This window comes from Phocaeicola coprocola DSM 17136 (genome assembly GCF_000154845.1).
Classification (GTDB): domain Bacteria; phylum Bacteroidota; class Bacteroidia; order Bacteroidales; family Bacteroidaceae; genus Phocaeicola; species Phocaeicola coprocola.
Genome location: NZ_DS981454.1, coordinates 1,905 through 20,257, shown reverse-complemented (window position 1 = coordinate 20,257; position 18,353 = coordinate 1,905). Strand labels below are relative to the sequence as shown.

General features: G+C 43.3%; 20 protein-coding genes and 2 pseudogenes. 10 read left to right on the top strand and 12 right to left on the bottom strand.

Going from position 1 to position 18,353, the window contains the following annotated elements:
- The 4 genes and pseudogenes from BACCOP_RS20950 to BACCOP_RS03895 form a co-directional block, all read right to left on the bottom strand.
- Positions 1-69, bottom strand: a pseudogene (locus BACCOP_RS20950) (IS66 family insertion sequence element accessory protein TnpB); the annotation flags it as partial.
- A gap of 1 nt (position 70) precedes the next feature.
- Entirely contained in the window at positions 71-439 is a 369-nt protein-coding gene (locus BACCOP_RS03905) for a hypothetical protein (protein WP_009131422.1), read from the bottom strand.
- Between the two features lie 153 nt (positions 440-592).
- Positions 593-1,120 (bottom strand): annotated as a pseudogene (locus BACCOP_RS03900) (cupin domain-containing protein); the annotation flags it as partial.
- Between the two features lie 138 nt (positions 1,121-1,258).
- Positions 1,259-2,221 (bottom strand): YitT family protein, encoded by a 963-nt coding sequence (locus BACCOP_RS03895; RefSeq protein WP_007566514.1) that lies wholly within the window; start codon positions 2,219-2,221, stop codon positions 1,259-1,261.
- A gap of 202 nt (positions 2,222-2,423) precedes the next feature.
- On the opposite strand from BACCOP_RS03895, the gene BACCOP_RS20630 reads away from it, so the two are divergent.
- From BACCOP_RS20630 to BACCOP_RS03865, 5 genes are all read left to right on the top strand, one after another.
- On the top strand, positions 2,424-3,329 hold the full coding sequence (locus tag BACCOP_RS20630; RefSeq protein WP_007566513.1) for a transposase family protein: 906 nt from the start codon (positions 2,424-2,426) through the stop codon (positions 3,327-3,329).
- A gap of 8 nt (positions 3,330-3,337) precedes the next feature.
- Complete coding sequence (locus BACCOP_RS03880; protein ID WP_007566512.1) at positions 3,338-3,745, top strand: hypothetical protein; 408 nt, start codon at positions 3,338-3,340, stop codon at positions 3,743-3,745.
- 174 nt (positions 3,746-3,919) lie between these two features.
- Positions 3,920-4,534, top strand: coding sequence for a DUF4923 family protein (locus tag BACCOP_RS03875; protein WP_040311797.1), 615 nt, complete (start codon positions 3,920-3,922; stop codon positions 4,532-4,534).
- Between the two features lie 224 nt (positions 4,535-4,758).
- Complete coding sequence (locus tag BACCOP_RS03870) at positions 4,759-5,532, top strand: carboxylesterase family protein (RefSeq protein ID WP_040311801.1); 774 nt, start codon at positions 4,759-4,761, stop codon at positions 5,530-5,532.
- A gap of 598 nt (positions 5,533-6,130) precedes the next feature.
- Positions 6,131-6,652, top strand: coding sequence for a lipocalin family protein (locus tag BACCOP_RS03865; RefSeq protein WP_040311796.1), 522 nt, complete (start codon positions 6,131-6,133; stop codon positions 6,650-6,652).
- An 11-nt stretch (positions 6,653-6,663) separates the two neighbouring features.
- On the opposite strand, the gene BACCOP_RS03860 is transcribed toward BACCOP_RS03865, so the two are convergent.
- Positions 6,664-8,508 (bottom strand): AAA family ATPase, encoded by a 1,845-nt coding sequence (locus BACCOP_RS03860; RefSeq protein ID WP_007566507.1) that lies wholly within the window; start codon positions 8,506-8,508, stop codon positions 6,664-6,666.
- 418 nt (positions 8,509-8,926) lie between these two features.
- On the opposite strand from BACCOP_RS03860, the gene BACCOP_RS03855 reads away from it, so the two are divergent.
- The gene (locus BACCOP_RS03855; RefSeq protein ID WP_007566505.1) at positions 8,927-9,970 is read left to right on the top strand and encodes an alcohol dehydrogenase; all 1,044 of its coding nucleotides are present in this window, start codon (positions 8,927-8,929) and stop codon (positions 9,968-9,970) included.
- 58 nt (positions 9,971-10,028) lie between these two features.
- Complete coding sequence (locus tag BACCOP_RS03850; protein WP_007566503.1) at positions 10,029-10,589, top strand: flavin reductase family protein; 561 nt, start codon at positions 10,029-10,031, stop codon at positions 10,587-10,589.
- 169 nt (positions 10,590-10,758) lie between these two features.
- Here the strand turns inward: BACCOP_RS03850 and BACCOP_RS03845 are convergent, their stop codons facing one another.
- The 3 genes from BACCOP_RS03845 to BACCOP_RS03835 are packed head-to-tail and all read right to left on the bottom strand — an operon-like array spanning position 10,759 to position 13,304.
- Complete coding sequence (locus tag BACCOP_RS03845; protein WP_007566501.1) at positions 10,759-11,409, bottom strand: DUF1847 domain-containing protein; 651 nt, start codon at positions 11,407-11,409, stop codon at positions 10,759-10,761.
- A gap of 51 nt (positions 11,410-11,460) precedes the next feature.
- The gene (locus tag BACCOP_RS03840; RefSeq protein ID WP_007566499.1) at positions 11,461-12,171 is read right to left on the bottom strand and encodes a LytR/AlgR family response regulator transcription factor; all 711 of its coding nucleotides are present in this window, start codon (positions 12,169-12,171) and stop codon (positions 11,461-11,463) included.
- Positions 12,168-13,304 (bottom strand): sensor histidine kinase, encoded by a 1,137-nt coding sequence (locus BACCOP_RS03835; protein WP_040311795.1) that lies wholly within the window; start codon positions 13,302-13,304, stop codon positions 12,168-12,170. The genes BACCOP_RS03840 and BACCOP_RS03835 overlap by 4 nt, the downstream gene beginning before the upstream one ends.
- A 257-nt stretch (positions 13,305-13,561) precedes the next feature.
- On the opposite strand from BACCOP_RS03835, the gene BACCOP_RS03830 reads away from it, so the two are divergent.
- The gene (locus BACCOP_RS03830; protein ID WP_185150262.1) at positions 13,562-14,161 is read left to right on the top strand and encodes a DUF4890 domain-containing protein; all 600 of its coding nucleotides are present in this window, start codon (positions 13,562-13,564) and stop codon (positions 14,159-14,161) included.
- Positions 14,162-14,163: 2 nt separating this feature from the next.
- Positions 14,164-14,673: a hypothetical protein gene (locus tag BACCOP_RS03825; protein ID WP_235776944.1), complete on the top strand. Its 510-nt coding sequence runs from the start codon at positions 14,164-14,166 to the stop codon at positions 14,671-14,673.
- On the opposite strand, the gene BACCOP_RS03820 is transcribed toward BACCOP_RS03825, so the two are convergent.
- The gene (locus tag BACCOP_RS03820) at positions 14,670-15,695 is read right to left on the bottom strand and encodes a threonine aldolase family protein (RefSeq protein ID WP_007566487.1); all 1,026 of its coding nucleotides are present in this window, start codon (positions 15,693-15,695) and stop codon (positions 14,670-14,672) included. The two genes, BACCOP_RS03825 and BACCOP_RS03820, sit on opposite strands and share 4 nt — an antisense overlap.
- 104 nt (positions 15,696-15,799) lie before the next feature.
- On the opposite strand from BACCOP_RS03820, the gene BACCOP_RS03815 reads away from it, so the two are divergent.
- A complete protein-coding gene (locus BACCOP_RS03815; protein ID WP_040311799.1) occupies positions 15,800-16,603 on the top strand; it encodes a TrmH family RNA methyltransferase in 804 nt (267 codons plus the stop codon).
- Positions 16,604-16,650: 47 nt separating this feature from the next.
- Here BACCOP_RS03815 and BACCOP_RS03810 read toward each other — a convergent pair whose 3' ends face one another.
- The 3 genes from BACCOP_RS03810 to BACCOP_RS20945 all read right to left on the bottom strand — a co-directional run bounded on the left by BACCOP_RS03810 (position 16,651) and on the right by BACCOP_RS20945 (position 18,117).
- The gene (locus BACCOP_RS03810) at positions 16,651-17,055 is read right to left on the bottom strand and encodes a DUF4878 domain-containing protein (protein WP_007566483.1); all 405 of its coding nucleotides are present in this window, start codon (positions 17,053-17,055) and stop codon (positions 16,651-16,653) included.
- A gap of 57 nt (positions 17,056-17,112) precedes the next feature.
- Positions 17,113-17,733, bottom strand: a complete 621-nt coding sequence (locus BACCOP_RS03805; protein ID WP_007566481.1) for a YiiX/YebB-like N1pC/P60 family cysteine hydrolase — start codon at positions 17,731-17,733, stop codon at positions 17,113-17,115.
- A 96-nt stretch (positions 17,734-17,829) separates the two neighbouring features.
- The gene (locus BACCOP_RS20945; RefSeq protein WP_235776945.1) at positions 17,830-18,117 is read right to left on the bottom strand and encodes a DUF6361 family protein; all 288 of its coding nucleotides are present in this window, start codon (positions 18,115-18,117) and stop codon (positions 17,830-17,832) included.
- Positions 18,118-18,353 lie beyond the last annotated feature (236 nt).

Below are 18,353 nucleotides of genomic sequence, written 5' to 3'. Positions count from 1 at the left end.
GATTCCTTTCCGCAAATCCACATTACCGTTGAACAGGTAATAGTTCAGGTTAGCGCTAAGTCCAAGCATATCATCCTATCATTTTATTAAGCAACAGACTCAAATCAAGAACTGTGGTATTTCTTAGGAACAATGTGGCACCTGATGTCAATTGCAGTTTTACCCACTTAATCGGAGATTCACCTTCAGGTTGTTTCACCTCCAACTTTACGGTTGGACTGTTGCAAGGCTTGCCGGTTATCCGGACTTTGGCAACCTTGGGCTGCTCAACCTGGACTGTCTTGCCTAACTTTTCGCTCCATAGCTGATGACGCTGCCAGTTCATGAACTTGTCGTAATTTACTCCATAATCCGCACAGAACTCACGAAGATCCTTGGTCTCACTGCATAACTGATAGAGGTCATATACCTCCTGGTAGTTTACTTTTTCTTTTGCCATAATCATTGTTGTTTAAGGGTTACGGCGCAAAGGTAGGTTTAGGGAACATGCGTGTCAAGGCGGAAAATAGAATGGTTACATTTTTGTTAACTCAGGATCAGAAACAGCCAGTTTGTCATTTACGCTGGAATACCATGTAGCCTGATTTCTTGCTGCTTCTGCTGAAAGTGTATTACTTTGTGAGGTCGCAGCAAGGTATTGCTCATCGTCAACAGGTTCCAGCCAGGTGTTTTTATTACTCTATGGGTTACATTCTATTGCGAGATGTGAAAACCAATTGTCAGGAGCTGCTCCGTGCCAATGAATTACGTTTGGAGCTATTTCTACGATATCACCAGGGAGTAGCAAACGTGCCGGTTTGCCTTTTTCCTGATAATATCCTTTTCCTCCTACGGCTATCAGGAGCTGTCCTCCTGTATGGCTGTGCCAGTTGTTCCTGCATCCTGGTTCAAAGGTAACATTACATACAGGAGTGTTTAGGTCTTTATTGCTTGTGAGCGGAGCCAGGTATGATTTCCCGATAAAAAATCTGGCATATTGTACATTCTCTTCACCTAAAGGAAACGCACTAAGGTATTCGGGGAGTTGTTTTTCTTTTTCCATATTCTGTGCTTTTAATGTAGTCATTGGGAACATTATTGCAGTTGTAATACATACTAATATAAAATCCTTTATTCTCATAGTACAATCGTTTTATGATTTGTCATATTCGTGTACTGCAAAAATATTGGCTTTTATATAATGGGTACGTAACCAAATTACTGTTTTTTCTACCCGAATTACCCAAACGCATGCTTTGTGAAAGGAAACATACATTTTCTATTCTGGATGAATTTCATTGGGTGAAGGTAATTGTTTCCATCCTTCTCCAAAAGTATCATAGGCATCAGTTACTACAACAAATGCTCGGGGATCTGCCTTTTTTATCGTAAGTTTTACACCTGCTACTTCTTTATAACTTACTACGAGGAAAATCATTTCTTTCTCCTTACCTGTATATAGTCCACTGCTCTTAATACAAGTTGCTGTACGGTCAAGATCTTTTAGTATGTATGTATGCAGTTCTGTCATTTTTTTATCGCTGATTACAAATATCAGCTTGTCATTTTTGGCTCCGTTTATCATATATGCTATCACTCTTGAAATAATGAAAATAGCGATGAGGGAGTAAAGTGACAAATGCCACGAAGGTTGTATAGAATCTTCTGCACTACCTATGCCAAAGCCAATGACTGCCAGTCCGAAACATACTACGGTTCCGTCAACTAAAAGTATGGCTTTTGAGAAGCGTATGTGGCAGTATTTTTGGAGTAACATTCCTACGATATCACTTCCGCCTGTAGTGGCTTCGTTGCGTATGACAATTCCTGTTCCTATTCCGATTAAAGCTGCACCTATAACACAAGCTAACATCAGATGATCAGATAAGTTCATGCTTCCACCTGCAAGCTGGGCTGGATCGAGTGCTTCCAATGCTTCTTTGGTAGGATAAACTAGTTTGGATATGATATTCATCAGTAAAGGGGTAATGAGTGCGGCAGCAATCGTACGTGAACCAAGTTTGGCTCCCAGCAAAACGACTGAAAGAATGAGCAATGGAATATCGAACATGTAGCCAAACGTTCCTACTTGAATCGAAGGAAATAAGTTATGAAGTACGATACTGGCTCCATACACACCCCCTGGAACAATGTTGTATGGATTGATGAAAAAGACAAAGCCAGCTGCCAGAATAATGCATCCTATCAGGATACTGAACCATGAGTAGAGTGTATTTTTCATATAATTTCTATTTTTATGCAACAAATTTACATAAAAACTAGCATTTTAAAACACTATTCGTGAAAAATAAAAAAATGTTCCATTTGTTTACTTTTGCTGGTTTTATTCCTTAGTTAATTATTTTTGAATTAAATGGAGTTTATATCGACTAATTGATTAAAGCGTTCTTTGACTTCTCTTTGTGGTCTAAAAAGTTCAATTGATGTATTACGACCAGATTCGCCACCGTCATAGCCAAGTGCTTGCAGCGACAGGATTAACTCCTGTTGAGTTTGATGCCTTGCTAGTAACTTTCAAGTACCATTGGGATGAATATTACAGCCATTTCACTTTGGAAGGCAAAGTGCGTCAACGTATATCTTACAACAGGAAGACCAGTGTGTTGCCTCTGATTCAGGACAAAATGTTCTTCATATTGGTATATCTGAAGACCAATCCCCTTCAGGAACTCCATGTCGTTCAGTTTGAGATGTCCCAGCCCCAGGCCAACAGGTGGATTCACCTTCTTTCTGAGATTCTCCGTCGTACATTGAAAACACTTGGTGAATTACCCGACCGTAACTCCAAACGTCTGATACACATCCTTCAAGGATGCGAAGAAGTCTTGCTGGACGGAACCGAGCGACCTATTCAACGCCCTTTGGATGAAGACAGGCAGTCTGCATGTTATAGTGGTAAAAAAACTCATAGCATAAAGAATAACCTGTTGTGTACCAACAATCTTAGGATTGTATGGCTGAGTTCTACATACGAAGGTCATGTCCATGATAAGAAGATTTGTGATGAAGAACCTCTTCTACTCCCCAGAGGTATTAGGCTCTGGCAAGATACAGGTTTCATCGGACACAGACCGGATGGAGTTGAAATATGCATGCCCAGGAAGAAACCAAAAGGAAAAGAGCTTACTGCTGTTGAAAAACAAGAGAACAAGCGGATTTCCGGAATCAGGATTAAAGTGGAGCATGCCATAGGTGGTATGAAAAAATGCCGTATTGTCAAAGAACGATTCAGATGCCATAAATTCGGTTTCGAAGATATGGTGATTCTTATTGCTTGTGGATTACACAACTTCAGAATCAGACACAAAATGAGTCATATAACAAATTAATCTATATAATGTCTGATGATTATAAAAACATCCTTTCTAATTTTACTATACCGACAAATTGGGCAGGATTTTATCCTCAGAATGATGTGACCAACAAGCAGTATCGTAGTGAGATTATGTTGGAAAAGCGCTCGGGTGTACAGCTTGACGGACAGGATTTAGGTGAACTTTGGAGTTTCTCTGTCAGAAGTATTGCCGGACATGGTGATGAACCGCTTACTTTTTATGGAGTAGGATGTCAGTGGAGTAATGATGGGGTTAATAGAAACTGGTTACTTTTAGCATGTTATAATCCGAAGGTGACCGGATGGCTTGTCCGGGGTAATAATGCAAGTCTGGAACACAACGGTGCTGGTGCAAATAATACCCGTAACGTACGTTTCAAGAAGTCATCGGTAGAATATATCTATCAATAAGAAAGACATTAGAATAGATCGGGTACATATTTCCGGAAAGAGCAGAATCGGAATATATTGTACCCGATTTTATTATGTCATGTTATCTCGTTTTGTCAGAATTTGCTATCTTTGCATGCCGATTTGTCGTAAAAATTGGTCAAATAAATTCACTTTAAAAGAAATAGAAAGAAAATGAAGAAGATGAACATTATCAGATTAATTTGCTTGTCATGCTTTATGTATATGGCAAGTAGTGCGGCTAGCGCACAAGATTTGAAATCCATACTTTCGGGAGTAGCTAACGCTGTTGCCAATAAAGTTACAAACTCATCCGGAGTTTCTTTGGAGGGAACCTGGAAATATACCGGTCCGGATTGTAAGTTTGAAAGCGATAATTTCTTGGCACAGGCAGGTGGAGAGCTTGCGTCGAAAAAAGTAGAGGAAAAAATGTCGGATGTACTTACTAAACTAGGCTTTACCGATGGGTGTACTTATGTCTTTAATGCCGACAGCACCTATACTTCTACGGTAAAAGGTCGTACAACTAGTGGTACTTATTCTTATAATGCCGACACAAAAGAACTGACTATGAAAACGAAGCTGGGTATAAAGTTTACAGCCATTGTATCGCAGCAGGTTTTATCATCAAATAAGATGAGCTTGCTTTTCAAGGCAGACAAGTTGATGTCGCTGGCTCAGACCATCGGAGGTGCTTTGGGCAACTCTAATTCTACAATCAGTGCTGCTACTTCGTTGTTGAACCAATACGAAGGATTGCAATTAGGTTTTGAATTGGAGAAACAATAGAAACGATTTTTTTCGATAAGTATTTCATGTAAGAGTCTGGTATCGTAAATGCCAGACTCATTTTGTTTATAGAAACAACATTCCGGTTTGTTAGTGATATATCTCAGCATAATTGTTATTAAAGAAAAAAATAGTACTTTTGGAGAGCGCTACAGAGCTTCTTCTCGGGAGAAGAATACCTCGAATGTTACTCATTTACTTTTAATCTATAAATGAAACGTATTATGAAAAAACTTATTTTGTTGCTTTCTGTGCTGCTTTTTAGTCTGGAATTTGTTGCAGCGCAGGATGAGTATGAACGCAGTGTCTTTGTTTCTTCGTCGGGGGATAGTCTGAATTATCGCCTGCTGGAACCGGAAGTGATGCAAGCTGGAGAAAAGTATCCGTTGGTATTGTTCTTGCATGGAGCCGGTGAACGGGGAAATGACAATGAAAAACAACTGACTCATGGCGGGCAGATGTTTCTGAATCCGGTTAACCGTGAAAAATATCCGGCTTTTGTACTATTCCCGCAATGCCCGGAAAGCGGATATTGGGCATACGAAAACCGTCCGCAGTCTTTTATTCCCACCCAGATGCCAGTCGGAAAAGAAATGCCATCTGTGTTTCAGGCTGTGAAAGAATTGCTCGATATGTATTTGGCAAATCCTCAGGTAGATAAATCGAGAATCTATATCATGGGATTATCAATGGGAGCAATGGGAACATACGATATGGTTTCCCGTTTTCCTGATATTTTTGCAGCTGCCGTTCCTATTTGTGGAACAGTTAATCCGACGCGTTTGTCTGCTGCCAGAAATGTAGCTTTCCGCATCTTCCATGGCGATGCTGATGATGTCGTTCCTGTAGCAGGCTCTCGTCAAGCTTATAAGGCCCTGAAAGCGGCAGGTGCTTCGGTAGAGTATATTGAATTTCCTGGCTGCAATCATGGAAGCTGGAATCCTGCTTTCAATTATCCGGATTTTATGAAATGGCTATTCACTCAGAAGAAGAAATAAGATTTGCAACATGCTGAGACAGTGAGGCAGTCTCAAAATAGAAATACAAAATAAAAATCTTATAGATTGAAACTTCGTAATAAAAGAACTCCTGCTTTAGCCCTTATTTATTACTATTATAAGACTAAAAGCAGGAGATTTTTATGTTGTGGCTTATAGATTGTAACTAAACTTATCTCTGTTCTTGATTTTGAGATAGCCTCATTTTGTTTTCAGTCTTTTGAACCTTGCATATAATCAATGCTTATGATGTCCCGGCGCATCAAATTTAGCCGATTTATGACCATGTATTTTCTTGGCATGTCCTGGTGGAATTTCTTTTTTATGCGGTGGCCGGTGATGATGCCTGGTGACAATACACGATGTTGTACTCATACAGAGTGACAATACAAATGACAATACACGATGTTGTACTCATACAGAGTGACAATACAAATGACATTAGTAATAACTTTGTTTTCATAGTAGCTTGCAATGATTTTTACAAAGTTAAGATAATTTTTGAATGTTGACATATAAAACGGATTTCCTTTTCCAGACATTTCTTATTGTATCGATAGTTTTGTATCTTTGGAAAAGTCTAAAAAAATCAGCTACTATGAAAAACGTATTATTACTTTTATGTGCCTTTTTAGGATTGAGCGGGTGTCATGCAGCCCAGGACGGTGATACGATAGATAATAGCACCGTATCTGTATTTGATGTCCGTCGCTTTATGGGAAAATGGTATGAAATTGCTCGTTACGATCATCGTTTCGAAAAAGGAATGACACATGTCACTGCTACCTATTCTTTACAGGAAAATGGAAGCATTAAAGTAAAAAATGAGGGATATAAAAATGGAAAACACAAGGAGGTAGAGGGGCGTGCCAAACAGCCGAATCCTGTCGATCCCGGTAAGTTGAAGGTATCATTTTTCCTTTGGTTTTATTCCGATTATTATGTACTTGATATAGATCCCGATTACCGTTATGTATTGATAGGAAGCAGTTCCGACAAATATCTTTGGATAATGAGTCGTGATAAAACTTTATCCAAAGAAAAACAGGCGGAACTGCTTGATAAACTCCGTGTCAGGGGATATGATACAGAAAAGCTACTGTTTGTCGACCAAAATTAAAGCATCTGTATTCAGGTCCTGAATCCGATACGGCAAGGCGGAGTTATTTTTAAGTCTGCTGTACGGAGAAGTTTGGCTTCGGCCTCTTCCACATCACATGCCTCTATTGTACTGAAAAGCTGGAGTTGTGCCGTTTCCGGACGGGGCCCTGACATCACTCTCCGGACCATACTCTTGATTAGGCCATGCTCTATCAGATTATGCACCCAGCGTCCGTTGCCGAAATACTCATCCCGTTGTCTGGTTTCTTTTTCTATCAGACTGTTCAGGCGCAGGTTTGCTTCAGGAGTCAGGACGAAATTCCGGCTTTTCAAAATACGGTGAGCTATTTCGCTCAGTTCGTCTGCCGTATAATCCTCAAAATGGAAACGGAGCGGAAAACGGTCTTTTAATCCCGGATTACTTTTAAGCAGCTTTTTCATTTTATCCTCATAGCCGGCCAGAATGACAATCATATCCGGATTCGGTTCCGACAATACAGTGAGCAGTGCGTTGATGACCTCTTTGCCGTAGTCCTTCGTGTCACTTCCACCTTCTATCAGTGTATAAGCTTCATCGATAAACAATACACCTCCACGAGCTTCCTCGATTGCCTCCTTCGTGTTTTTTTCCGTATGTCCCAAATATTCACCTACCAGGTTCGTACGGCAGGTTTCCACTGTATGCCCTTTCGACAATAGTCCCATCTGATGATACATTTTCCCTACCAGTCTGGCTACCGTTGTTTTGCCTGTTCCGGGATTTCCCAGAAAGAGCATATGGTAACGGCTGTCTCCACATAGATCGAGATTGAATTCTCTGCGCTCTTTGAGAAAAAGCGACATCATCCGTGCCTCCTGTATATCCTCTTTAAGCTGTTTCAGTCCGACCATCTGCTGTAGTTCCTCTTCGGCTGAAAATTCGGCAAAAGGTGTTTCTCTTAATGCCGGCTGAAACTCAGTATCGTTAAGGGTTATCGGAGGCATTTCAGTGGACAAACTGATGCGGAAAGTGTTATATTCGGCAAACATTCCGGTTATCGCCTCACATTCCTGAAACAGTTGATTGACATGTTCTTCTGCACCATGGAAAATGAATACCGGATGGGAGAAATCTTCTTTGCTAAGTATATCACCCAACATAGAAAGCAAGTTTACCGTGCTGGCGCTATACTCCAATTGCGGGACATTCATCACGATCACCTGCTTTTGTCTGATATGTTCAGCTAGCTCACTCCATTTCAGATTGCCTGAAACCAGTTCACCCAATGAAAAAACAGCCTGTTCCGACTTGTCATTACCGGTGAGATAAGCTGCCAGAATGAAGCAGGAAAAAGCCTTTGTCATCAGGTTGTTTCCCGTTACGAGAAGGTGAGGACATACCCCTTCTGCCTCCGAGTAGGAATAAAGCTTTCCGATTACTTTTTCGGCTGAAGGAAATTGGAACTGTTCAGAGTACATGTTTTGCCACCAGTCGGTCGGGCAGAGGCGCTCGATAAAAAACTTCTTGTCGGGATGTGATTCCAGTTCATCCAACTTCTCTTTTTTCCATACCTCGTAAGAAGGCGAGGGAGACAGAGAAACAGTCCATTTGGGAAGTCCGTTCTGAAATACGAAAATATGATACAGGTTTTCGTCCCAGAATGTATCCGACAGCACAATAAAACGTACCTTTCGGGGAGTTTTTTGGGAAGACGGAGAATAGACATCCGCCCCAATCAACTGGTAGTCTTCCGAGTAAACACGTACAGCCAGCTCGTTTATAAAAACAGGAGGTTCAGGGAATATGATTTCAATAGCCAATTGATTTCTGGCGTATTCAGGAGCACATACACTTTCATCGAAGGTGCGCATAGCACGTAAAATAATATTTTCCATAAACAACAAATGAATAAATGAATTAGATTTTGAAGTATAAAGCAGTATGGCGGATGATATGAGTTGATGTCCGCCTCATCAAAAGCAGAGGACCTCCACTTTCCCTTTTAAAGCAGAGGTTAGAATGCCAAGTACGTCAAAGAACACAACAATCCCTGCCGCCCCGTCAGCAGCAATTCGATCAATTAAGTTCTATGCTAGAAATTCCTCAGGAAACCAGCCGAACATAACGAATCATTTGTTTTGTGTCTTTGACAATCATTTGTTGTATATTCAGAAATTCTATAAAATTATCACCCGATGGTGATATGCGTTTCATTGCGCTAAAAATAGATATTATTTCTGTTTTGTACAATAAAAATGAAAGAATTTTGTTTACCTTTATCATTCGAAACAGCAAACTAAGAAAGAATAAACTATGTTAGCCTATACTTATATCAAGAATGGCACGTTCCAGATGATGGAGAAACCTGTGCCGGAAATAAAAGATCCGCGTGATGCTGTGGTACTCGTCACAATGGGGAGTATCTGTACCAGTGATTTGCATATCAAGCATGGAAGTGTACCCCGTGCCGTACCCGGTATTACAGTCGGCCATGAAATGGTGGGTATTGTTGAACGGGTAGGAGAGAAGGTCACTTCCGTAAAGCCTGGCGACCGTGTGACGGTCAACGTGGAGACCTTTTGTGGAGAGTGCTTTTTCTGTCGTCATGGATATGTAAACAATTGCGAAGACGAGCAGGGAGGCTGGGCATTGGGATGCCGCATCGACGGAGGACAGGCAGAATATGTGCGTGTCCCTTATGCCGATCAGGGGTTGAACCGTATTCCCGAGGGAGTAAGCGATGAGCAGGCACTTTTTGTAGGTGATATTCTTGCCACTGGTTTTTGGGCAGCACGTATCTCCGAGATTTCGTCCGACGATACGGTGCTCATTATCGGAGCCGGTCCTACAGGTATATGCACCTTGCTGTGTATCATGCTGAAACATCCCCGGCGTATCGTTGTATGCGAAAAGTCGGAAGAGCGTATCCGCTTTGTACACGAGCATTATCCGGAAGTAATCGTGGTGCGCCCCGAAGAATGTGTCGAACAGATACGCAAGCTCAGTTCACATGGAGGAGCCGATGTCGTCATCGAAGTTGCAGGAGCGGAAGATACCTTCCGGCTGGCGTGGGAATGTGCCCGTCCGAATGCCATCGTTACCATCGTGGCACTTTATGATCGCCCCCAGCAACTTCCATTGCCCGATATGTACGGAAAGAACCTGACTTTCAAGACCGGTGGTGTAGACGGATGCGACTGTGCAGAGATTCTTCGCCTGATAGCCGAAGGCAAGATTGATACGACACCGCTCATTACCCACCGTTTCCCGCTTGACAAGATAGAAGAAGCATATTGTATTTTTGAGAACCGGCAGGATGGAGTCATCAAAGTAGCCATTACGGAGAAAGCAATGTAATACCTGGAAAAAAGGATCTAGTTGAAAAGATATATTTTAAAGAAAGGAGTAAATACCTATGAGAAAGAATTTTGGTGTAAAGACCTGGTTGTATCCGATGCCCGTATTTATCGTGGCAGCTTACGATGAAAACGGATTACCCAATGCCATGAATGCAGCATGGGGAGGAATTTATACAGACAACATGGTTGGAATTTGTCTGGCAGAAGAACACAAGACAACAAAGAATATCCTTGCGACACGTGCATTTACCGTAAGTATGGGTACAGCAGACCGCGTAGCGGAATGCGACTATGTAGGTATCGTATCCGGCAATAAGGAACCGGACAAGTTTGCCCATGCCGGATTTCATGCAGTAAAGTCGGCGTTTGTCAATGCTCCCGTCATCGAAGAACTTCCCATGACGCTGGAGTGTGAGCTCGTTTCATACGATCCCGAAACCTGTTTCATGACAGGACGGATTGTCAATATTTCTGTAGATGAAGCCGTGTTGGGCGAAGACGGTAAAGTAGATGTAACCAAGTTGAAACCGATTACCTACGATCCTATTCATCATGATTACCTGGAGATTGGTAAAAAAGTCGGCAGTGCCTTTTCCGATGGCAAGAAACTGAAATAAACCGAGAAAGTCAATCAGCCTGAACATTTTTTACAGGCTGATTGACTTTCTGTTTAGATTATATCTTTTAATTTTTTATCCTGATAAGACAGCTGTTACTGATAGTTGATCTGGTATTGTCTGTACGTTGTATAGATATTGTATCATTCAGGCTGTTTGTATGAATCATTTACTTCTTCTCGTTCCCATTAAAGAATTTCTTCCGGTAATACGAATTGGCAGTGTAAAGAGCAGCAGCCGGATTGTTTCCCGTAACACGGTCTTTTGTTACCAGCGTGGTAGTATAAGCCTCAGCATACTTGTAGAACAAACTGTCATGTCCTACACACAATCCGATTACCACATTCAGGTCTGTCTTTGCTTCATTCAGCAGCCGTGCCTGTAAAATCGGGTTACACATGGCCGCCCCTATACTTTCACATTCAGCAGGAATACCCATCGAAGTCTTGGGTTGTCCGGCAACCTTGCAGATTACCGAATACGCTTCGAAACCGTTTGCCTGAAGAATGCGGGCGAAGATACGTGCTTCATTTATCAGTCCGATACAGTTGGCTATACCGATGCGGTGTGCATTTATTTTACGTGCAAACTCCATGATTTCCTGTACGCGTGTCCATTGGCAGTACCCTTCGTATTCCACTTCCGCACTGGCTATCATCACCTGGCGGTTGTTTCCCTCGTCATATCGTTCCAGCGCCCACTGGCGGTCTTCTTCCTTCAAGTTAGTTGTCAGGCAGAAATCAGGATAAGTACGGTCTTTATACTTGCAGTTTTGTGTACCGCAGTCCACACAAGAATGTATTTCTTTTTCCTTTTCCATAAAGCAGATCATTTTATTTCAGAGATGCTGCAAAGATAACCATTTCTTCAATCAGATAAGCCCCAGCCGATGGATATATGCCATAAACTGCTCTTTATAATTTTCTCCAATGGGGATATACACGTCTTTGCCGAAAAGAATACGGAAACGGGAAATTTCGGTAATCTTATTCAGATTGACAATGTACGAACGATGCACCCGCATAAAGTTCGGAGGAAGCATGGCCGACAACTTTTGCAGGCTGTTCAGCGTAATGACAGGCTTAGGCCGGTCTTCCATATAAATACACACATACTCACTCATCCCCTCTATATACAGGATTTTCTCTTTGTAAATGCGTATTACCTTGTATTCGCTTTTCACAAACAGTGTACTTTTCTCCTCTTCAGGTTCGGCAGTGTTATGCGTCAGTCCGTACATTTGTCGTGCCTTTTCGGCTGCCCTCAGACATTCGGCAAGGCTGAAAGGCTTCATCAGATAATCAATGGCATTGAGCCGGAACCCCTCGATGGCATATTCCGAGTATGCAGTAGTAAAGATAACCATGGGAGGGTTCGGAAGTGAGCGGACAAAATCTATACCGTTCAGGTCCGGCATGTTTATGTCTGCAAAAAGCAAGTCAACAGGAGTGTGAGCCAGTATTTCGGAAGCCTGGCAGGCATCCTGGCACGAGGCTACCAGCGTCAGGAACGGAATACGTGAAATATACCCCGAGAGCTGAGTCAGCGCAAGCGGTTCATCGTCGATAATCAGACATTTCATGATAGCGGCGGGGTTATAAGTAAAACATGGTAAGACGTATCGTCTTCAGTTGTAGTAAATGTATAATTGTTGCCGTAGAGCAGATGAAGTCTTTTCTTTATGTTCTCAATGCCGATGCCGTGATGAGTATCGTGCGTACAGGCGTGTTTGCTGTTCTTGCATGCAAACAAAATACCTTCATCTACTTGTGCTATGCGTACATCGATAAACGAATCTTCACGGTAACTCACTCCATGCTTGAATGCATTTTCAAGAAGTGAAATGAACAGTAAGGGAGGAATCTGTACACGAGGTACGATTATTGGAAAGTCCGTGTAGATGGTAAGCCGCTCGGTATATCGCAACTTCATCAGCGCAATATAGTTTTCGAGAAACTGAATTTCACGTTCCAGTGAAATCTGGCTCTTGTTGGCTTCGTAGAGCACATACCTCATCAACTTCGAAAGTTCAATGATTGTTCTTTTTGCCTTTTCCGAATCGATGTCGACCAGTGCATGAATATTGTTCAGGGTGTTCATGAAAAAATGCGGATTAAGCTGATACTTCAAGTACTGCAATTCCGATTCCAGATGCTGATGTTCCAGTTCCTTAAGCATTTCCTCATCGTGAAGCGATTTCAGGAAGAAACGTATGGTCAGGTTAAAACCTACCAACAAGATAGCTACCGTAATATGTATCAGCAGAAAAGGCGGATGCATCGGGCGTATCGGATGTATTTCTTTCTCATCAGAAGGAAGTACGGGAAGATGCTGCATGTGGGGCATGTCGAAGACCGAATCCTGCACGATAAACTCTTTATGCTGACGGAATCCCGGGTGAGGATTGAACACTTGTATACATCCCGGAAGATACAGAAACAAGATACCGATGGTAAAAATCAACGACAAAACGTAGCGCGTATAGTATTTCTTGAGCAGGAGGCGTGGAATGAGTACATAGTTATGTATCAGAAACAGCAGAAAGAAAGGAAGCACCATAAGCCAGGTATCACTTACCTCTTTCCACAGTTCGCTTCCCTCCAGCGGATGATCATTGTCGAGCAGAAAACCGATGAGCGGAGTTCCCAGTATCAACACCCAAATGGAAAGATAAATAATTTGTTCGAGAAGTAGCTGTTTTTGCAGATGTTTCATTGTTGTGGTAGTTTTATGCCTGCAAAAATACGTTTGTACCTTACCCGTTGCAACTAAAATCGGCGAATGGAATGATTTTGCAGACCAAGTGTGCTTATTTTATCTTTATATACCTTTTTCTGTAAAGCCGTTTTACGGAAAATCTGATTTGTCGGGAGTTAACCGATAGAATGGGCGGGTTGGTTGATTCTATTTCCACATATAAGTCAGCGTTTTACATTTGTCATCCGAAACAACAACCCTTAAAAACTTATTTTATGATGAAGATGAGAAAAATAATGTGGGCTGTCTGCCTGGCTGCTCTGATGCCAATTTCTGCAGAAGCCGTTGCCGCTACATCATACGATGAACCGCAACAAAAAGAAAATACTCAGAAAAAAGAAATACCTAACCCTGAGAAAACGGCACGCAGGCGTACCGATGAAATGGATAAGGTACTCAATCTTACCGAGAAGCAATATAAGAAGATTTACAAGCTTAATCTGAAAGAAGAAAGGGAAAAACTGGAGGTCCTGATAGGCCGTGGGGGAAAGGACATGAACCGTCCTCCAATGAGAGAAGGAGGACGTCCCCCGATGATGAATGGTGGAGGTCAGCCTCCAATGATGGGCGGAGGCAGACCTCCTATGATGACACCACCAGCCGGCGATGATAAGATGAAAGAAGAGATGCAAGAGCGTGCCGAAAAGAAAATAAAGAAGCTCCGTAAGATTCTGACAGACGAGCAGTACGACCTGTGGCTGACAATGAAGCCCGAGCAGCCTGTGCCACATCCGATGCCCGAAGCCGGAAGACCAGCACCTCACGAGGAAGATTTTCCTGTTGAAATGTTACAGAACGAAACAGAACACGAATGAGCATGAAAATAGTATATAGCATGGCAGTGATTATATGCGCTGCCATGTGGTTTGGCTCTTGCCAGAATGAAGAACTCGACTATTATCCCCTTGAAAAGAAACACTTGGGAGAAACCTATACCGAGTATGTTATGAATAACATAATATCCAATGATACGGTAAGCCGCATAGCCCTGAATTTCTATCCGGAAGAAGTGACCTCACTGTCGTATGTCGACTATGACGAATCCACCTGTATATTTACTTTTCACCGGGGAAACACTTCCCGATACCGGCTTTCATGGGATTATGAAACCGATGGAAGCTACGTCGAGGTACAATACGGACAGAACGGCATGTGGTATACCGTAAACGAGCAGAAGCATTCCGGCGAATATCTTCTCACGGCAAACGATGGTATGAGCGTACGTATGTGTATACAAGGCGGTGGAACCATGTTTTCCGGTGACGGACTGATAAAATATTCCATTGCCGTCACCGTAAACCGTTTCTCTATCGAAGAAGCCGATTAGAGTAAATCGATCAATGCGTCTACGTCAGCCTCGCGTGTTGCCCAGCTGGTTACGAAGCGTACCACCGTTTCCTCTTCTCCGCGTGGTCCCCATAACTCGAAGGTTGCATGTGCCGAAAGGCGGTCGATATCCGCGTTAGGCAAGCAGACAAACTGCTGGTTGGTTGGCGAATCCATATGAAGTTTATACCCTTTTTGGACAAAACCCTGTTTCAGTTTCTGTGCCAGACGGACAGCATGTTTCCCCATCTCCAGATAAATTCCGTCAGTAAACAGCGTTTCAAACTGAATACCCAACAGGCGTCCCTTGGCGAGCAGTGCTCCGTGCTGTTTAATCAGCGGGAAAAAATGCGGCAGACGTTCCGCATGCGGAGCCACTACTGCCTCGCCGAACAATGCACCCACTTTTGTTCCCCCTATATAAAACACATCACACAGACGGGCAATGTCCTGCAAGGTGACATCTGTACCTGGAGCAGCCAGACCGTATCCCAGACGTGCACCATCCATATAAAGCGGAATATTCGCCTTGCGGCATACCCGGCTCAAAGCCTCCAGTTCACTGAGCGAGTACAATGTACCATATTCAGTAGGGTGAGAAATATACACCATTCCCGGAGCCACCATGTGTTCGTAAGTTGCATCACGGTAAAAATCGGCGATATATGCTTCTACCTCCTCAGCACAAAGCTTTCCTTCATGTTGAGGCAATGTCAGCACCTTATGTCCGGAAGCTTCGATGGCTCCTGCCTCGTGCACATTGATGTGCGCTGTTTCTGCTCCCAGTACACCTTCGTGGCGGGCAAGCAGCCCGTCGATGACAGTTGCATTGGTCTGCGTACCCCCAACCAGGAAATATACTCCCGCTTCGGGCTGTCCGCATGCCTGGCGTATCAGTTCACGGGCATGGCATGTATAATCATCGCTTCCATATCCGGATGTCTGTTCCAGATTAGTTTCCATCAGGCGGCGCATCACTTCCGGATGTGCCCCTTCCATATAGTCAGTATCAAAATGTAGCATAACTGTTATTCTTTAGTTTGTTTTCTTCGCTGACAAAGGTAGAGAAAAAAACTTTGCTCCGGCCGATATTCTTTCTTAACTTTGGCAAGAAAAAGAATATCCATATGCCCGTAATAGAAATAACCTCCCTCGAACACCCAGGAGTAGACGTGTTCGGAACCTTGACCGAAGCCCAGTTGCGTAACCGCATAGATCCCGAAAAAGGCATATTTATAGCCGAGAGCCCCAAAGTAATCCGTGTGGCACTCGATGCCGGTTATCAGCCTCTTGCACTGCTTTGTGAGAAAAAACATATCGAAGGAGATGCAGCCGATATCATTCTTCGTGCCGGTGACATTCCCGTTTATACGGGCAGCCGCGAGCTTCTGGCAAGCCTTACCGGCTACACGCTTACACGCGGTGTATTATGTGCCATGCGGCGTCCCGCTCCACGTACTCCCGAGGAAGTCTGCCGCGATGCCCGTCGTGTTGCCGTGATTCACGGTGTTGTCGATACGACCAATATCGGAGCCATCTTTCGTTCAGCGGCAGCCCTGGGCATCGATGCCATCCTTCTTTCACCCGACTCGTGCGACCCTTTGAACCGCCGTGCCGTACGCGTGTCGATGGGCTCCGTTTTTCTCGTACCCTGGACATGGCTTCCCCGTCCCGTATCTTCGCTGCGTGAAATGGGGTTCTGTACCGCTTCCCTTGCTCTGACCGACCGTTCCGTTCCCATCGATTATCCGGAGCTTAAGGAAATCCCCCGTTTGGCTATTGTGATGGGTACCGAAGACGACGGTCTTCCAGCCGAGGTACTGTCAGAGTCCGATTATGTAGTCCGCATACCGATGTGGCATGGTGTCGACTCACTGAATGTAGCGGCAGCCTCAGCTGTAGCCTTCTGGGAGCTACGGGCACGCCGGTAAAAAATAAGGGGCGCTTTACGACGCCCCTTTTCTGTATTACCTATTCATTATTTACCGATATCCATCAGCCATTTACCATCCACCTTTATCATTTTCTGAGTATCTTCTTTGACACTTCCGTCGCCATAATGCTGCTTGTAAGTGACAATCGCCGAGTTGCCGTCTTCAGCCATTTCCTCAGAAACAATTTCAACCTCTTTTAGTCCGCCCTTTTTCTCAATAGTCTTTGACCCCTTTTCCTGAATCATGGCAATAAGCCCCTCGCGTATTTCCTTAGCTTTCTCAGAGTCAGCCTCAGAGATGTTGCATCCGTCAATGAACTTCTCATAATCCTTGTCGCTTAGTGCCGACATGTAATTTTTCAGTGCGGTTCCAGGTGTACTGGGTGTACACGATACCATAGCTAGCACTGCAACCAGCATCAATCCCAAACGAATCAGTTGTTTCATCATAGTGTTTACATTTTAAAGTTAATAAATATAGAATATAGGAAAAGAAAAACCTTGAGTTTACGGAAAACTGTATAATATTTTTAATCGTTTGTTGGCTGCAATGTCGTCGGGCATGAGGTATGTTCCTCCCATTGCCGGAACATTGATTTGCGTACGCCTTCCTTCCGAAAGACAGATATCCGCTTTCTGGTAGGCAAATTCTACAAGTTCGGTACAATACATTTGTGAGGTATCTGCCAGATTGTAATCATGATCAAAAAGAGTTCCCTTTCGAGCAATCTCCCAGGCTGTATGTGCAGCCCTCGAAGCTGCAATAGAATCATCCATAATTCTGGCTATTGCGCCACGTACAGCTCTGTCCTCGGCGAAAAAACGTGATAACGGGTCTGTTTTTACACGGTCGGTGTCACCCTCAAAATCAGGTTCATCGGGGACAGCATGAATAACGAACCATTCATTGTCAATCTGTTTTAAGATTCCTACGTGCGAGTAAACCCCGTCTTTGCTGGCAGAAGTAACCACGTGACTCAGCAATCCGGTACCGCGCCGGAATGCAAGATCACCATCAGCCAATATTCCGACAGGCACAATCCGCTTGCTCTTTGCTTTTGTATCCTTGCAGGAAACACATAAACAGAGAGCAAGCAGAGCGGGGAGTATGTGAAGCAGTTCCTTCATATACGAACAAAGGTAATAAATTAATTTTTTTTACCAATGCTCGATAGTATGTTTTTTGTTCAGTTTTTTATGAATCGTACTGTAAGACCTCAATCTTTACAATTCGTTTGCTGCTTGAAGTGCAGCCTCGTAGTCGGGTTCGTTCGAAACTTCTTTTACCAATTGCGTATAACGCATTTTGCCGTTTTCGTCTATCACGATGACAGCTCGTGCCGTCAGTCCCCTTAACGGACCGTCAGCAAGCTGAATACCATATCCTTGTACAAGAGAGAAATACTTCATGTGCTTTTGCAGGGTAGATATTCCGGGAAACATACGGTCTGCAAAAGCATCACGGATACGGCCAATGCCGAGTTCGTCGAGAGCTACAGATTCAGAAGTCATTTTCAGTACTTGCATGACTCGGGTTTGTTCTTCTCTGTTGCTGTGTATATATCCTAATTTCATAAAATTGCTAATAATGATTTTTTTATTACATATTCCGGAGCATACCCGTTCACTTTCCGGCAGCTTATTAGGGTATAAAACCATACCTTAAAGCGTAATTTTTATCCGTTCATCCCCTAAAAGATGAAAAATGGATAACCAGACATTAAAATCTCATTTTTCCGGAGCATATC

Excerpts from the sequence above, each read along its gene's own strand:
- BACCOP_RS03905 (WP_009131422.1), bottom strand. The coding sequence starts at position 439 with ATGGCAAAAGAAAAAGTAAACTACCAGGAGGTATATGACCTCTATCAG.
- BACCOP_RS03895 (WP_007566514.1), bottom strand. The coding sequence starts at position 2,221 with ATGAAAAATACACTCTACTCATGGTTCAGTATCCTGATAGGATGCATT.
- BACCOP_RS20630 (WP_007566513.1), top strand. The coding sequence starts at position 2,424 with ATGTATTACGACCAGATTCGCCACCGTCATAGCCAAGTGCTTGCAGCG.
- BACCOP_RS03880 (WP_007566512.1), top strand. The coding sequence starts at position 3,338 with ATGTCTGATGATTATAAAAACATCCTTTCTAATTTTACTATACCGACA.
- BACCOP_RS03875 (WP_040311797.1), top strand. The coding sequence starts at position 3,920 with ATGAAGAAGATGAACATTATCAGATTAATTTGCTTGTCATGCTTTATG.
- BACCOP_RS03870 (WP_040311801.1), top strand. The coding sequence starts at position 4,759 with ATGAAAAAACTTATTTTGTTGCTTTCTGTGCTGCTTTTTAGTCTGGAA.
- BACCOP_RS03865 (WP_040311796.1), top strand. The coding sequence starts at position 6,131 with ATGAAAAACGTATTATTACTTTTATGTGCCTTTTTAGGATTGAGCGGG.
- BACCOP_RS03860 (WP_007566507.1), bottom strand. The coding sequence starts at position 8,508 with ATGGAAAATATTATTTTACGTGCTATGCGCACCTTCGATGAAAGTGTA.
- BACCOP_RS03855 (WP_007566505.1), top strand. The coding sequence starts at position 8,927 with ATGTTAGCCTATACTTATATCAAGAATGGCACGTTCCAGATGATGGAG.
- BACCOP_RS03850 (WP_007566503.1), top strand. The coding sequence starts at position 10,029 with ATGAGAAAGAATTTTGGTGTAAAGACCTGGTTGTATCCGATGCCCGTA.
- BACCOP_RS03845 (WP_007566501.1), bottom strand. The coding sequence starts at position 11,409 with ATGGAAAAGGAAAAAGAAATACATTCTTGTGTGGACTGCGGTACACAA.
- BACCOP_RS03840 (WP_007566499.1), bottom strand. The coding sequence starts at position 12,171 with ATGAAATGTCTGATTATCGACGATGAACCGCTTGCGCTGACTCAGCTC.
- BACCOP_RS03835 (WP_040311795.1), bottom strand. The coding sequence starts at position 13,304 with ATGAAACATCTGCAAAAACAGCTACTTCTCGAACAAATTATTTATCTT.
- BACCOP_RS03830 (WP_185150262.1), top strand. The coding sequence starts at position 13,562 with ATGATGAAGATGAGAAAAATAATGTGGGCTGTCTGCCTGGCTGCTCTG.
- BACCOP_RS03825 (WP_235776944.1), top strand. The coding sequence starts at position 14,164 with ATGAAAATAGTATATAGCATGGCAGTGATTATATGCGCTGCCATGTGG.
- BACCOP_RS03820 (WP_007566487.1), bottom strand. The coding sequence starts at position 15,695 with ATGCTACATTTTGATACTGACTATATGGAAGGGGCACATCCGGAAGTG.
- BACCOP_RS03815 (WP_040311799.1), top strand. The coding sequence starts at position 15,800 with ATGCCCGTAATAGAAATAACCTCCCTCGAACACCCAGGAGTAGACGTG.
- BACCOP_RS03810 (WP_007566483.1), bottom strand. The coding sequence starts at position 17,055 with ATGATGAAACAACTGATTCGTTTGGGATTGATGCTGGTTGCAGTGCTA.
- BACCOP_RS03805 (WP_007566481.1), bottom strand. The coding sequence starts at position 17,733 with ATGAAGGAACTGCTTCACATACTCCCCGCTCTGCTTGCTCTCTGTTTA.
- BACCOP_RS20945 (WP_235776945.1), bottom strand. The coding sequence starts at position 18,117 with ATGACTTCTGAATCTGTAGCTCTCGACGAACTCGGCATTGGCCGTATC.